Origin of the sequence: Clostridium sp., from assembly GCF_036642255.1 — a bacterium.
GTDB lineage: Bacteria > Bacillota > Clostridia > Clostridiales > Clostridiaceae > Clostridium_J.
This window is the reverse complement of the sequence record NZ_JAVWDJ010000005.1, coordinates 1-15,968: the sequence shown is the minus strand read 5'-3', so window position 1 is coordinate 15,968 and position 15,968 is coordinate 1. Positions and strand designations below refer to the sequence as shown.

14 protein-coding genes are annotated in these 15,968 nt (G+C 32.0%); all 14 read right to left on the bottom strand.

The features are described from left to right. Window positions 1-89: 89 nt before the first annotated feature. Entirely contained in the window at window positions 90-1,241 is a 1,152-nt protein-coding gene (locus RR409_RS03760; RefSeq protein WP_332556386.1) for a DUF3798 domain-containing protein, read from the bottom strand. Window positions 1,242-1,644: 403 nt separating this feature from the next. Beyond that, a complete protein-coding gene (locus tag RR409_RS03755; RefSeq protein WP_332556385.1) occupies window positions 1,645-1,833 on the bottom strand; it encodes a ferredoxin in 189 nt (62 codons plus the stop codon). 290 nt (window positions 1,834-2,123) lie between these two features. Beyond that, a complete protein-coding gene (locus RR409_RS03750; RefSeq protein WP_332556384.1) occupies window positions 2,124-2,288 on the bottom strand; it encodes a hypothetical protein in 165 nt (54 codons plus the stop codon). Window positions 2,289-2,435: 147 nt separating this feature from the next. Then, window positions 2,436-4,100 carry a glutamine--tRNA ligase/YqeY domain fusion protein gene (locus RR409_RS03745; RefSeq protein WP_332556383.1) on the bottom strand — a complete coding sequence of 555 codons (1,665 nt, stop codon included), beginning with the start codon at window positions 4,098-4,100 and terminating at the stop codon, window positions 2,436-2,438. 283 nt (window positions 4,101-4,383) lie between these two features. After that, window positions 4,384-4,590 carry a cold shock domain-containing protein gene (locus RR409_RS03740; RefSeq protein ID WP_332556382.1) on the bottom strand — a complete coding sequence of 69 codons (207 nt, stop codon included), beginning with the start codon at window positions 4,588-4,590 and terminating at the stop codon, window positions 4,384-4,386. A gap of 266 nt (window positions 4,591-4,856) precedes the next feature. Beyond that, entirely contained in the window at window positions 4,857-6,368 is a 1,512-nt protein-coding gene (locus RR409_RS03735; protein ID WP_332556381.1) for an FAD-dependent oxidoreductase, read from the bottom strand. Between the two features lie 216 nt (window positions 6,369-6,584). Further along, window positions 6,585-7,451 carry an ATP-binding protein gene (locus RR409_RS03730; protein ID WP_332556380.1) on the bottom strand — a complete coding sequence of 289 codons (867 nt, stop codon included), beginning with the start codon at window positions 7,449-7,451 and terminating at the stop codon, window positions 6,585-6,587. A 193-nt stretch (window positions 7,452-7,644) separates the two neighbouring features. Beyond that, window positions 7,645-8,085: an AEC family transporter gene (locus RR409_RS03725; protein WP_332556379.1), complete on the bottom strand. Its 441-nt coding sequence runs from the start codon at window positions 8,083-8,085 to the stop codon at window positions 7,645-7,647. A 5-nt stretch (window positions 8,086-8,090) separates the two neighbouring features. Continuing rightward, window positions 8,091-8,504 (bottom strand): AEC family transporter, encoded by a 414-nt coding sequence (locus RR409_RS03720; protein WP_332556378.1) that lies wholly within the window; start codon window positions 8,502-8,504, stop codon window positions 8,091-8,093. Window positions 8,505-8,571: 67 nt separating this feature from the next. Continuing rightward, window positions 8,572-10,761, bottom strand: coding sequence for a DNA topoisomerase III (locus tag RR409_RS03715; protein ID WP_332556377.1), 2,190 nt, complete (start codon window positions 10,759-10,761; stop codon window positions 8,572-8,574). Window positions 10,762-11,267: 506 nt separating this feature from the next. Continuing rightward, window positions 11,268-11,825: a rubrerythrin family protein gene (locus RR409_RS03710; RefSeq protein ID WP_332556376.1), complete on the bottom strand. Its 558-nt coding sequence runs from the start codon at window positions 11,823-11,825 to the stop codon at window positions 11,268-11,270. Window positions 11,826-11,935: 110 nt separating this feature from the next. Further along, window positions 11,936-12,856, bottom strand: coding sequence for a patatin-like phospholipase family protein (locus RR409_RS03705; RefSeq protein WP_332556375.1), 921 nt, complete (start codon window positions 12,854-12,856; stop codon window positions 11,936-11,938). Between the two features lie 287 nt (window positions 12,857-13,143). Continuing rightward, window positions 13,144-14,118: a polyprenyl synthetase family protein gene (locus RR409_RS03700; protein ID WP_332556374.1), complete on the bottom strand. Its 975-nt coding sequence runs from the start codon at window positions 14,116-14,118 to the stop codon at window positions 13,144-13,146. Between the two features lie 273 nt (window positions 14,119-14,391). Further along, window positions 14,392-15,968 (bottom strand): FAD-dependent oxidoreductase (locus tag RR409_RS03695; RefSeq protein WP_332556373.1); only part of this gene is annotated, 1,577 nt, incomplete at its 5' end.

Sequence of the window (15,968 nt, the reverse complement as noted above, 5' to 3'; positions counted from 1 at the left end):
TTCTTATGCTGGAGTTGTTAGTTCAGAAACAATTAATTTTATTCAAATAATTGTAACTGTTTTAAATTTTCAGTAAACTTTGGATACTACTAGAAGTTAATATAATCTGATAATAATAGGTAGTAGTTGTCATAAGTTTTATTAGCCTTACTATCTTTTAAAGGTGTAACATTAATTTCGCTACCTAAAACTTTAGCAATAACTTCTTGTAACTTAGCTTTATCATTTTTGCCATTAGTTTTTCCTTCTATAACTTGCATAGCATACTCTGTTCCAGCTTCAACGAATAACATATTTACTGGTACTGGCCAAGTTGAGAATTTACCTTTTCCACCTTTTTCTTCTATCTTCTTGCCTATTTCTTTAACTATAAAATCTACATCACCTTTTTTGTCATCTGGAATTTGTATTCCTAATGCACCTGGATAAGCATGGTATGGTGATGGACAGCATTGTTGTGGGAATATAGCGCCTTGTGCTAATACTGATTTAATAAGTGGTTCTTGCATTGAACAGTTTGTACTAAAGAATGCTGTTTCTTTTCCAAACTCTTGAACCTTTCTTGGCACGTCTTCAAGAATAAATTGTTGTGCTCCTGGAACTCCAGCATCTCCTGTTGGGTCTGGTGCTGTTGCATCAACAAATTTTAATCCTAATTCTTCACATGTAGCTCTAAATAAATCTCTTCTTTGAGCAAGTAACTCATAAGACATATGTCTTGGGAAAGAGTAATGAACAAAAGTCTTAGCACCTTGTTTCTTAGCTTGTTCTATAACAGATCTGCCCATACCAAGTTCGTCTGCTTGTAATATTACATCAGCCTTTCCAGCTATCATAGCTGGGTCTTCACCTGGAACCCCTGCTATAAATAACATATCAGGTCTTTTTTCTTTAACTTTATCTATTGCCGCAGATGCACCTGGCACTGCTTGAACAAATACTATAGCTTTAACATCTGGATCTGATGCTAATGTTAGTGTATTAGCAATTGTTGTTTCTTGTTCTTTCATAAAGCTATCTGGATAAGTTTGAAGTACTATCTTGTCCCCATATTTTTGCTTCATTTTTTCAGCAGCTCTGTACTCTTCTTCCCCTTGAGAAACAGTACCAGTTATGATTCCAATTTTGTAATCCTTTTCTTTGGTTTCACCGCCACTTGTTACTGGACTCTTAGGACCGCAGCCAACCATCCCTAGAACCATTAACCCAGTTAATACTCCTGCAAGTACTTTTTTTAACAATATAATCGCCCCCCTAAAATATTTCATGGTTTAAATATATTTTAGCACAATTATAAATATGTTAAAAGCAAAAAGTTTTTATTTTGTTAATAGTAATTTAATATTATTTACATATATATCAAATTATTAATTGTTTTTTTACTGTATTATGAATATTTCTACATAATTTAAGATAATTGTTTGAAAATTTAGAATATATTTTTATATGTGAAATTTTGGATTTTTTAATTTTATTTAAATCACTTTAATTTTTTTTAAAATAATTAGGATTTATTTCTTAGTTGCATGCTTTTATTGGCTTTATTATATGAAATTCTTAAATAAAAAAAGACCAAGATATATTATCTTGGCTTTTTCAATCATTATTATGATTATAATAATTAATAAGTATTATATTATGCTTTTATTCGATAATTATAGCACTTGTTGGACAGCTTTCTGCCGCTTCTTTTGCACTATCTTCATTTTCTGATGGAACTTCGTCTACAACTACTCCAGCTTTTCCATCATCTTCAAACTCAAAAACCTCTGGACAAAGACTTGGGCATAATCCACATGAGATACAGTCATCTTTTTCAATTCTTGCTTTCATTTTCAAAACCTCCATTTTCATTAAAGTTTACAAGTGTTATAGGTTTCATAAAATTTTTAAGTTTTATGAAACATACTTATTTCTCATAAATAGAATACCTTTAAACTTAAGTTTTTATGCATTTCTAAAAGAAAAGCAAGTATTGTGACTTCTTTTATATTTTCTTTAATCAATCTACTATTTATATATTTCTGCTAAAACTCCGCAATTTAGTACATTTCTCTATGCTTCAAAATAAAATGTCATGGTTTTTACAAAATAAAAACTTCCATTTCTATTATAGGATTCTTTTATTCTTGTATTCCCTTTATATTATTTTTCCTTTGTATTTCCTGTACCTCATCTGATTTTAATCCTGTTATCGCTGCTATTTCTTCCATACCTACATTTTCTCTTAGTAAATTTTTTGTTGCTTCTATGGCATCTTCATGCATTCCTTTGGGCATTTTTCTCATTATAAAAAACCTCCTCTTCAAATATATTGTAAATATAGTATTTGAAGAAAAGGTTTATTTATAGCTGTTAATTTATCACTGTTATTTTATAATTTTGATAAACTAACCATAATTTTGATTAAAGATTCATACTTAATTTTAAAATGATTATTTTTCTATTTTAAATGAGCTCTTTAAAGATACTATTCTATTAAATACTAACTTTTCTTCATTAGTATATTTTGTATCCACATTGAAATATCCATGCCTAAAGAATTGAAACTTATCCTCTGGTCTTGCGCTGCTCATATTTGGCTCTACATAGCCTTGTAAAACTTCCAAGGAATTTGGATTAATATTCTGTAAGAAATCCTTGTTTTCATCTTGGTTTTCATCAAGAATTAATGGATCATACAATCTAAATTCTGCTTCAACTGCAGATTTTGCATCTACCCAATGAATTGTACCTTTAACCTTTCTTCCAGTAAATCCAGTGCCGCTCTTAGTTTCAGGATCATAGGTGCAATGAATTTCTACTACTCTTCCACTTTCATCCTTTAAAAAATCATTACATTTTATGAAGTATGCACCCTTAAGTCTAACTTCATTTCCAGGAAATAATCTGAAGTATTTTTTAGGTGGCTCTTCCATAAAGTCATCTTGCTCTATATAGATTTCTCTTGAGAAAGGTACTTGTCTTTTTCCCATAGTTTCATCATCTTGGTTGTTTTCTATTTCTAATATTTCACTTTCATTTTCTGGATAGTTTGTAATAACTACCTTTAATGGCCTTAAAACTCCCATAGTTCTTGGTACTTTAGGACTTAAATCTTCTCTTATAAAATGGTCAAGCATTTGTCCATCAACAATACTATCATTTTTAGCAACTCCAATTTCTCTGCAGAAATTACGAATTGCTTCAGGTGTAAATCCTCTTCTTCTAAGTCCAGCGATAGTTGGCATTCTTGGGTCGTCCCAACCATCAACCACTTTTTCATCTACAAGAGCCTTAAGCTTTCTCTTACTCATCACTGTATTAGTCATATTAAGTCTCGCAAACTCAATTTGTTGAGGTTGGCTCTTCATTTCACATTCTTTAACTACCCAATCATACAGTGGTCTGTGGTCTTCAAACTCAAGAGTACAAATAGAATGTGTAATATTTTCTATAGCATCTTCAATTGGATGAGCATAATCATACATAGGATAAACACACCATTTATCTCCTGTGTTGTGATGAGCTGCATGAGCGATACGATAAATAACAGGATCTCTCATATTTATATTTGGAGAACTCATATCAATTTTAGCTCTTAAAACCTTTTCTCCATCCTTAAATTCGCCTTTTCTCATTCTATCAAACAAATCTAGATTTTCTTCAACTGTTCTATTTCTAAATGGGCTTTCTTTTCCTGGCTCTGTTAGAGTTCCTCTATATTTTCTGATTTCTTCTGCGGATAAGTCGCAAACAAATGCTTTGCCTTTTTTAATTAAAAGCACTGCTTTATCATACATTTCTTCAAAGTAATCTGATGCAAAGAATAAATTATCCCACTGAAATCCTAACCATTCAACATCTTCCTTTATAGATTCTACATATTCTGTATCTTCTTTTACTGGATTCGTATCATCAAAACGAAGATTTGTTTTACCTTTAAATTCATCCGCTAACTCAAAGTTTAATACTATTGATTTTGCGTGACCAATATGTAGATAACCATTTGGTTCTGGTGGAAAACGAGTTATTATATCATTATGTTTTCCTGTCTGTAGGTCATCTACTACAATCCTTTTAATAAAGTTTGACGAAGTACTTGTATAGTTATCTGCCATTAAATTCACTTCCTTTTTCATTATTCTTAAATATCTCCAACAAGTCATCTGAAATAAATATCAAGTCGAGATGAGCTGGATATTTTCCATTCATAAGCAATTTTTATTATTTATATAAATTTAAATATACCACAAAATTGTCAGTTTTGCTATTTATTATTACAAACTGATTTACCATTTTCAAAAACCCTAGGGTTTCTTCCCTAGGGTAATGTTAGTCAATATTAGTATATCAATTTTAAATCTACTTGCCTTTACTATAACTGAATCTTAATATTTATTTCTACTCCATTTTTTGTACATTAATAGCTTGAAGTCCTTTTTCTCTTTCTACTACATCAAATAAAACCTCTTCACCTTCATGTAAATCTTTATCATGAGTCTTTTCCTTTACTTGTGAATGATGCACAAATACATCTTTCCCCTCATTACAAGAAATAAATCCATATCCTCTGTTATTATCAAACCATTTTACAATTCCAGTTTGCATTCTAAATCCCTCACTTTTCTGTAGTTAATTAAACTTTGTACTCTTCAAATTCATTAATCTTGTTAGTTTCACTAGTACTGTTAGTTCTTACATATTAATAAGTTTTAAAATATATTGTATCGGTATTATTATTTACACTGAGTAGAGAAAATAATACTATAGAATTTATATTTTGTTTTAATAAAACTTCACTCATATTCAAATTTATTTAAACATTGAAAAATAGTAACATCTAATTACATTTGATGTTACTATTTTAACTTTTATTATAATTCTATTAGTTCCAATGGAGCTGTAGTTGGTGCTTCAATAATTTCTCCTCTAACTGTATATCTAGATCCATGACAAGGACAGTCCCAACTTTTTTCTGCATCATTAAATTCAAGTTCGCAACCTAAATGTTTGCAAACAATGTTCACTATATAAACTCTACCTTCTTCATCCTTATAAGCTCCTACCTTTTCTCCCTTATAAGTCACGTGAGCTCCTTCACCATTTTTTAAGTCTTCAATGGTTCTTCCCGTGTTATTAAGCCTTGCAGTTATTATTTTCTTAGTGGCTTCCTTCATATTTCCACCAAGCTCAACTATGGATGGAGCTAAATCAAATCTATGAGAAGAGAAAATTTCCTTATAATCATTTACCTTACCTAATATTTCATCGGAGATAATCATGGCAGCCACTGTGGAATTAGTCATTCCCCACTTTTTAAACCCAGTGGCTACATACAGTCCATCAGTATTTTTACCGTATTGTCCTATGTACGGAATATCATCTAATGGAATCATATCTTGAGCACTCCATTTGCAATGCAACTCAAATTTTCCATCATAAATAACCTTTGCATACTCAAATAAATTATTGTAACATTCCTGAGTATCTACTTTCTCTCCGGTTCTATGACCTTCTCCTCCAAGAATTATATACTGCTGCCCCATAACATCTTGAGTTCTGAAGGATCTTGCTGGGTTCTCATAGCTTTTATACATACCATCAAGCGGGAAATCTGGTGCCGTTATTCCTAATGCATAGGATCTTTCTGCATGCATTTTAGCAAAATATAAACCGTATCTGTCAAAAATTGGGAAGTGAGTCGCTACAACAACATTAGTAGCATAAACAGTTCCTTCCTTGGTAATTACCTTATATCCCTTGTTTTCATTTTCTAAATCTACAACTCGTGAATTTTCAAAAATGTGACAATCTCCACCGTCTATTTTTTCTGCAAGAGCTAATAAATACTTTCTAGGATGGAATTGACCTTGATTATCAAAGGCAATTCCTCCCTTTATATCAAAAGGAAGATTGGATTTATCGATAAATCTTGCAGGAAGTCCTAGACACTTAGCTATTCTAATTTCTTCATGTATCATAGGTAGATTTTCCTCTAACATTGTGTATATTACATTAATTTGTTCTTTGAAATCACAATCTATTTTATTTTCCTCAATTATTTCCCTAATCTTTTTAATAGCCTTTTCATTGGCAAGTCCATATTGAGCTGCGCTTTCTTTCCCATAGTTTTCTGTTAACTTAGTATAAAATATATCATGAAGCGAAGTAACTTTAGCTGTGGTATTAGCAGTAGTTCCCTCACAAATTCTATTTGACTCTAATAGAGTTACCCTTAACCCTGCTTTCTTTAAAAGATAGGCCGTTGTAATCCCTACAATTCCTCCACCAATCACTGCCACATCAGTTTTTATTTCACCTCTAAAGGTTTCATAATCTGTAATAGGTGTAGTTTCAAGCCATAGCGATCTATTATAATTTCTCATAGAAAAAATCTCCTTTATACAAACATTATTAAATGTATTATTTATTTATAAGGTTTTTATTATTCATACAGCTTTCTTCAAATTTTAAGTTATAAGATGTATATTTGCTATAGGCTACTGTCTTCAGCATTTTTTGAGTATTTCGATTGAATCTTCTATAAATAAAAAAGGCTATTTTCCAGTATATTTACTAGAAAATAGTCCTTCATTTATCCCTTATTCTTCATCATAAAAATCTAAGAAAGAATGTTTTTCTCCACCTTTTTCCCAACCTAAGATGGCCTCCATGTTAACATTTTGTGCTGCACGGAAGATAGACTTATCAACATCTTTAAAGTCTTCCTTTATATTTTTAATCATATCTTTTATTTCATAACGCTTGTTTCCGATTTTTTTCGCTGCCACCATACAAGCACAGTTAAGTGGCCATATTCCAGCATTTTGAGTGAATCTTTGTATATACTCTTCTTCCACATAGTAAAGTGGACGAATAAGTTCAAGTCCCTCAAAATTAGTTGCCTTAAGCTTTGGCATCATGGTTTTAAAATTCCCTGCATAAAGTACGTTAAGCATAGTAGTTTCAATAACATCATTAAAGTGATGCCCAAGGGCTAATTTATTACATCCAAGTTCTTGAGCTTTGGCATAAAGAGAACCTCTTCTCATTCTTGCACACATATAACAAGGATAATCCTTTGCAATCTTATCCACTACGGTAAAAATTCCAGATTCATATAGATGAATTGGTATGTTTAAGTAGTTACAGTTATCTATAAGTAATTCCTTAACCTGTGGATGGTATCCTGGATCCATGGCAATGAACTCCACTTCAAACTTCATTTGTCCATGACGCTTTAACTCTTGAAATAATTTCGCAAGAATTAAGCTATCCTTACCTCCAGAAATACCAACGGCAATCTTGTCTCCCTCTTCCACTAGCTTATAATCCTTTATTGCCTTTATAAACTTTGACCAAACAGTTTTTCTATATGTTTTAATTAAACTTCTCTCTATTTCTTCAAGGGGTTTTCTTTCATTAAGTGGTACTAATATTTCGCAACCCACTCCTGCAATTTCGCTCATTATATATCACCTCTAATTAGTTATGTTGTAAAATTCTATTTTATAAAACATACTATCTCGTATATTTTTTATTTTGTACAATATTTTACTTGGCGTAATATTCTATTTCGTGTAATATTCTATTACTTCAAATATTATAGCACCTTTATAATATTTTGTCTTTGGAAAGTATTAGTTTTGCATTTTTGTGTAGTTACAAATAATTAAAAAGCACAATACAAATTGGTATAAATATTAAACTCATTGCAGTTGTTAAGGTGCATAATACCGTAGCTTCCTTATAATCTCCCCCACAAGCTTCAGTTACAATTGCAGCTTGGGTCATCACTGGCATGGCGGCTTCAACAATAAATACTTTTTTCATCAACATAGGAAAATTTAGTCCCCCTACTAATAAGACCATTATTACAGGTGCTATTACGTATCTTCCCAAGATCACTACTATAGTCTCCCTGTTAAATTTTATAGATTTTCTATCTAACCTAGTTAGCGTTATCCCCATAAAGAAAATAGATAGTGGCGTTGTCAGGTTCCCCACATAGGTACAAGCCGATAAGAAAAACTTAGGTAATTTAATATCCAAAAGAATTAATATAACAGAAATTACAAAAGTAATAATGGGTGGAGTTATCACATTTTTTAGAGAATCCAATGAAAATAAAGTAGCACAAATTGAGTACTTTCTACTCCAAATAGAGCAATGTTCACAGGAAGCCCTATAAAAATATTATTAGACAATCCAAACATAACGCTAAAAAGTCCTATTTTATTTTTATTTATCTTAAGAACTCTCCCCAAAACTTGTCCAAGAATATAGCAAATTATCATGTTTAAAAAAGCAATTACAATTCCAAGGGATGATGTCAAAAGCATATCTTTTGTAAAAGATGAAGTCAAATTAGAAATCATAAAGGCTGGTAAGGAAACCTTTATAACTATCTTTGAAAAAAGCCTTCCTGTACTTTCATCAAACCAACCTTTTTTAGTTAAAAATGTACCTAACGCAACCATTAAAAATATTGTTAAAACGCTTTGTAAAGCATCCAGTATCATTTGTGTTCTCCCTTTTCTCCATAAAAGCCACCTGAAAACAGGTAGCTTTATGTTTATATCTATTAATTTATTTCAAATTAAGTTTCGCAAGTGCTTCTGCTAATGCTGAATTTATTGGTTCATCATTTGCTTTATTATTTTGTTTAATAATTCTAGCTACATCTTTTTTAGATACATTCTTGCTTTCATTTTTCCTTCTCTCATTGAAGGCTGAAAGCTTTTCTTTATGTCCGCAGCTGCATACAAATACCTGTCCTTCACCTTCACCACGAAGCTCTAGTTTTTTATGACAATTTGGGCATCTTGCATTTGTTACCTTAGCGATGCCTTTTCTATGCCCGCAATCTCGATCTTGGCAAACCAGCATTTTGCCCTTCTTACCGTTTACCTCTAACATGTACTTTCCACATTCAGGACATTTATTTCTCGTCATATTATCATGCTTAAACTTTTCTTCACTGTTTTTTATTTCTTCAACAACTTCTTTTGCGTAATTTTTCATTTCATTAATATAGGTATCTTTGTTTAGATTACCTTTTGCAATTGCAGCGAGCTTCTGCTCCCACTGTGCTGTTAGGGTTGGGGATTTCAAATCCTCTGGAACTAGCTCTAAAAGTTGTTTTCCTTTAGAAGTAACAAAGATATCCTTACCCTTCTTTTCTATTACGAAAGTGTTGAAAAGTTTTTCTATTATATCTGCTCGAGTTGCAACGGTTCCAAGCCCCCCTGTTTCTCCTATAGTTTTCTTTAATGCACTATTTTCCGTATCCATGTACTTCACAGGATTTTCCATGGCTGAAAGTAGCGTTCCCTCATTAAATGGAGCTGGTGGTTTAGTTTCTCCTTTGGTTTCACTTAAAGATATTACCTTTAAAATATCTCCCTTATTTAAGTTAGGCATAATTTGCTCTCTTATATCTTCCTTACTCTCTTCCTCTTCGAAGTTATTATCATAAACTTCCTTCCAACCTTGAGAAATTATAACTTTCCCTTTTGCAATAAAGCTTTCTCCTCCAATGCTTGCAGTAACTGCAATTTGAGTATATTCAAAAGGTGGATATAGCACTGCCAAGAAACGCTTAACAACTAAATCATAAATTTTTCTTTCTTTATCACTAAAAGAACTTAAATTTGGAACTTCCTCTGTAGGAATTATAGCGTGGTGATCTGACACCTTGGCATTATCCACAAAAGATTTACTTCCAGTTATGGACCCTTTTAAAATCTTAAAGGCAGCCTTTGAATATGGACCCACTGATATAGCCTTAACTCTATCTTTTAGAGTGTCCACTATATCTGTAGTTATAAACCTAGAATCCGTTCTTGGATAAGTAAGTACCTTGTGGCTTTCATATAGCTTTTGCATAATTGAAAGAGTTTCTTTTGCGGAAAAACTAAATATTCTATTAGCATCACGTTGAAGCTCTGTTAAGTCATATAACTGTGGTGCAAAAGATTTTTTATGAGTCTTACTCACATCTACAATCTCCGCATTCTTATTTCTGAGTGTACCCATTAGTTTATCTCTTTTTTCTCTATCGAAGGTCTTAACATCCTTTGTTTTACTATCTTGCCACTGAAGTTTTACATCTTTAGTAGTAGCAGTAATTCCATAGTAACCTTTCGGTTTGAAGTTTCTTATCTCCTCTTCTCTCCTAGCAATGATAGCCAGCGTTGGAGTTTGAACTCTTCCACAAGATAATTGTGCATTATATTTACAAGTTAGTGCACGAGTAGCATTGATTCCAACTACCCAATCTGCCTCTGAACGAGCTACTGCTGAGGCATAAAGATTTTCATAGTCTTTGCCTGGCTTTAATTTATTAAATCCCTCTTTGATTGCTTTATCTGTAACAGAGGAAATCCAAAGTCTTTTTAGCGGCTTTCTAACTCCTGCCTTTTCAATTATCCACCTAGCAACCAATTCACCTTCACGTCCAGCATCTGTAGCTATTACAATTTCAGAGACATCCTTTCTATTCATTGCTTCTCTTACAGCTGAAAACTGCTTGCCACTTTGCTTAATTACAACTAATTTTAAATACTTAGGAAGCATTGGCAAATCTTCTATTCTCCAAGACTTATACTTTTCATCATAAGCCTCAGGATCTGCCAAGGTTACTAAATGCCCCAAGGCCCAAGTAACTATGTATTTCTCTCCTTCTAAATATCCATTGCCTTTTTTATTACAATTTAAAACTCTGGCTAAATCTCTTCCAACGGAAGGCTTTTCAGCAAGAACTAATATTTTACTCATAAAAACATCCTCTCAGCTTATATATATCTATTAACTTCATAAACATATAAATTAATTCATTTAGTAAATTTTTATATTGTCCCTTAAATTGGACCAGGTACAATAATATCTTAACTTCTTTTTAATGTATCTAGTTAATATTAACATAAATGTTAGTATTAAAAAAGAAAATACCAAAGTAGCCTTTTCTATATAGAGTTATAATATTGCTGATACTTCAAATGAAATTGCTGGAAGCACCGAAAATATTAGTGCAATCATTGAAGAACAGCTTATTATTATAAATGAAATAGATGAAACCACAGAAATGCTAGCTAATATGGCAAGAAAACTTAAGGACTTAACTTCTGGATTTAAAGTGTAAGCTTAAAGGCACTGAAATTAGAATTATGAGAAATTCCAATTCAGTGCCTATGTTCTTTATTTGCTTTTAAGTAACAACAATATTTACTTAAATAATATCTCCATTGTTAAAAATACCTAGTTAGTTTCATATTAAGTTATTATTATTCGAAAGCCTTAAACATTTCCTTTTTTACGCCACAAACTGGGCACTTTTCCACATTGTCTCCAATTTCAGTAAATCCACAAATTGGACATACATAGATTGTTTCACTTCCAATATCTTTTCCCTCTTTAGCTTGATCTTGAGCCATCTTAAACATATCAGCATGAATCTTCTCTGCTTCTAATGCATAGTGAAATGCCTTTTGAGCATCCTTTTCTTCTTGAAACTTAGCAGTTTCTAAGTATACAGGATACATTTGCTCCACTTCATGAAGCTCTCCATTGATTGCTCCTTGAAGATTTTCTACAATATTTGTGTTGCCAAAAACCGCTCCTGCAGGCACAGTATTATCTCCAACTTGATCTTTTAACACATTAAAATGATTTTTAGCATGAGCCCACTCTGCATAAGCTACTGCTCTAAAAAGCCTTCCAATATTAGGATATCCATCTTTTTGTGCTGAATCTCCCCATATAAGGTACCTCATATGAGCCATACTTTCTCCACCATAGGCAGAACGTAAAAAATCTGCAGTCATTGCATTGCTTACTCCCATTATAAACACTCCTCTTATAAATTAATTCAAATATATTGCTTTAATTAGTATATACTTATATCTCTAAACAATTCCTACTCCCAAATTATCAAATTTATTATTTCTGACTATTATTTAGAATTAAAAGTTCTAGTACTAAGATATCTCCTAAAATCCCATTTATTCATAAACTGTTCAGTATAGTCATAACCTAGCTTGAAAAGCTCATCTTTATATTTATTAACCTTCCGAAAGTCAGTGGAAGAAATATTCTTATACTTAATGATTATAGTTCTAATTAAGTCTTTATCTCTAATAAACCTTTCACCATTGATATCAATAGGAGCACTTATTACATTTTTTGTGAATCTATATAAGTTGCATTTTTTGCTCTTATGTTGTTCCTTTATTTTTTCTAATCTCAATCCAAAGGTCGGCCACCTTGGTAATCCTTCCACATCAAAAATCCAAATAGGAAAATTGCTTAGAAGTCCTCCATCTACAATGTAGCTACTCCCTTCTCTATGGTTCAAAATATGGGGAGTAAAATAAAAAGGAATGCTAGCACTCATTCTCACTGCAGTTGCGATATCAAATTCCCCTGGATCTATGCCATACTTTCTTAAGTCCTCAGGAAGGACTAACATATCTCCCTTAGTTATATCTGAAGCTATAATTCTTAATCTACTATTACCATTTTTCATTACATGCTTAAATTTTGTAACTCCCTTAGCCTCTAATAATGGTCTTATCCAATCTTCTATATTATTACCATTATATATTCCATTTTTAGAAATAAACTGAACAGTTCTAGGTATTGGTATTTTCAAGTATCTACTTGCTTTTTGAAAAGTTGTAAAATCAGTATCTCCAATTATATTATATAATTCTTCAATAGTATAACCAGCCACCACTAATGCTGCCATAATAGCTCCTGCTGAAGTACCTGCACACCTTTCTATTTCATATCCATGCTGCTTCAAGGATGTTAATGCACCTACAAAACAAATTCCAAGAACGCCTCCACCTTCGAAAACCATATCCACCTTCATTAAAAACACCTCCTAATTATCATATTCACAATAATTTAAGACGTACTTACCAGTCTAATATAACATCATAAAAATTTATGACATTATAAGATTTTATATTCTATGATCTATATGGGAATTTATTCATTAAAAATGTCCTAACAATCTAGAACATAATTATATAAGCACAGACACAATTACCATGGATAATGAAATAGCCTTTATAATTTTTTATAGAGTTTTACAAGTTATCTATAACACATTCTAAAAATACGCATTAAAAAAGCACCCTTTAAGGATGCTTTTATCTAAGAATTTCTGCTTAATAATTTCTCTGTTATTTCTAATAATATATGTTTATACTCATTTTCAGGTAGCTTATTAATAAGCTTAAAAGCTTTTTGGGTATACTTTTCTGCTAATTCCATAGCTTTTTCTACACCTTTATGTTCTTTTACTAATTCCATTATAAGAGTTACATCTTCATCATCAATAATTTCCTTTTCTAATATGCTTCTAAAGACCTCTTTATTCTTTTCCATAGCATAAATTAATGGAAGATTAAATATACCTTGTTTTATATCAGCTGATGCTGGTTTACCCAGTACCTCTCCTTCAGCAGAGTAATCTAATATGTCATCGATTATTTGGAATGCCATGCCTATATTATGACCAATTTGCCAAAATTGTTTACTAAGTTTTTCACTACAGCCTGCTTCAGATGATCCCATATAAAAGGCTAAAGAAAATAGTTCTGCAGTTTTACCCTGAATCCTAGATAAGTACTTCTTTACTGATGTATCTATTAGGAACTTTGAGTTCATTTGATCAATTTCACCAAGACAAATTTTTTCCATTGCCCTTGAATCTATCTTAATATTCCCTAGTGAAGAAGAATGTGTTGATAGAAGTTTGAAAGTAACACAAAATAAATAATCTCCAATATAAACTGCATAGTCCTTACCATACTTTGATTGAAGAGTTTCCTGACCTCTTCTAGTTTTTGCATCATCCACTACATCATCATGAACTAAGGTAGCTATATGAAGACATTCAATAGCTCCTGCAACTGATCTACTTTTTTCTTCATTAAAGGTTCCAAATCTTGATGATATTAAAGAAAAAGCTGGTCTTAGAAGTTTACCACCAGAATAAATTAATTCTTTTATGGAATTTTCAATCTTTTTATCCTTACATTTAATGCTTTTATCCATTAAAGAAAGAACACCTTCTAAATCTTTTTTTAATTCTGGATACTTATCCCACATTTTGTTCACTTTCATAATATCAACCTCTGCTAATTCTATTTGTAAAAATAAACCCTAAACTTAGTTATCTGTAGAATGCTACTTATCTATTCCTCTATTAGGGATAATAATCTTAATAAACTGATTTATATAAGGTAATCCAACGACATCTTATCTAGAAATCAAGTTCTTAACAACTAAATTTAAAGGATATTTATAAGCCTTGAAACATTAACTTTCATTACATAAAGTTAGCATCTATAAAGATACTTCTTTATATCTTCATAGATGCTTAACTAATTTTACTTACTACATTGAAACTGTTTTATCGTTGTCATATCCGTATATTGCTTTATCTTTTCCAAACCACCATGTGCCTAATTTTTTTCCTAGCCATGGCATTACATAGTAATCTAATCCTAATGTTCTACCTGCTCCAGCCATTAATGCTATTGAACCGAAGAAGTACCATAGTATTTCCCAACCAGCCATTGCTGAAAGAATAAAGTTAACTACCATAAATGCTGATGCTGCACTTGCAAGCCATGTAAATAATCCAGCAAGTAATGCAAGTCCCATTCCTAGTTCAAGGAATACAACCATTCTTTGGAACCAAACAGCTATTTCTGGATTTGGAATCATAAATTCCATTATTGCTTTAAAGAAACCTGGCATTTCTTTAAGTATTGGTGTTGCCCAAGTAACTGCTGCATCTCCGCCTTCTGCGCCTGCTGATGCTCCTGAAGTACCTGCAACTTGTAACCATTCAAACGGCATTTTAACATTTCCAGCTTTTAACCAGCTGTCTGCTCCAATACCCTTAAATAAATCGCCTAAAGAACTAAAGCTCTTTGTAGCACCTTCCCATGTTCCTTCACCAAAGAACTTTTTAGCTCCCTCTAACACCCACATACAACCAATGTACAATCTTAAAGGTACAAGCCATAATCTATTACCATGAGAAGATACGTGTCCTCTTATGATAGTTCTGTTATCTTCCATGTGGAAGAATTCATGTTGTAAATATCTCCAGATTAAATAAAGTCCACCTACTCCAAATAAGTAGTACATGTTAACCATGTGCTTAGTCATCATAGCCATAAGGCCCGACATTTTCATGCCTCCAACGTTTGCTACACAGTACTTTCCACCAATTGATACCATGAAACCATGATAATTTGGAGCAAAATTAACTTTTTCTCCATTTGCCATATGAGCCATTATATTCTTAACAGCTGTTGCTGCAGTCTGCTCTGCTGCTTCAACGATCTGTGGATTAGTGATGTTGCCCTTTTCATCATTAGCTATTGCTAAGTCTCCAACAACATAAACACCTTCTTGTCCAACTGCTTCCATGTTTTGATTAACTTCAACTCTGCTAGCTCTACCAAGTTTTAAACCATATTCTTTCGCTTCTTGGCTTCCTTGGATACCGCATGTCCAAATTAATGTTTGAGTAGGTATGATTTCACCAGTTTTAAGTTTGATGTTTTCTTTTGTAACTTCAACTATTGGTGAGTCTTTTAATACCTTAACACAATTTTTAGCTAAGTACTTTTCAGCTTTATCTGCTTGTTTTCTATCAAGCATATTAAGGATTGTTCCTAAAGCTTCAACTACAATAACTTTTACTTCATTTTCATCTAATTTGTATTCTTTAGCTAGTTTTGTTTTCCACTCTAAAAGTTCTCCAGCCATTTCAATTCCTGTAAAACCTGATCCTGCTACTACGAATGTAAGCATTTCTCTTCTCTTACTAGAATCTCTTTCTTTTGCAGCTCTTTCAAAAGTTTCTATTATATGTTTTCTTATTCTTATAGCGTCTTCAAAAGACCAAAGAGTAAATCCATTTTCTTTAACTCCTGGAACACCAAAGAATGCTGGTT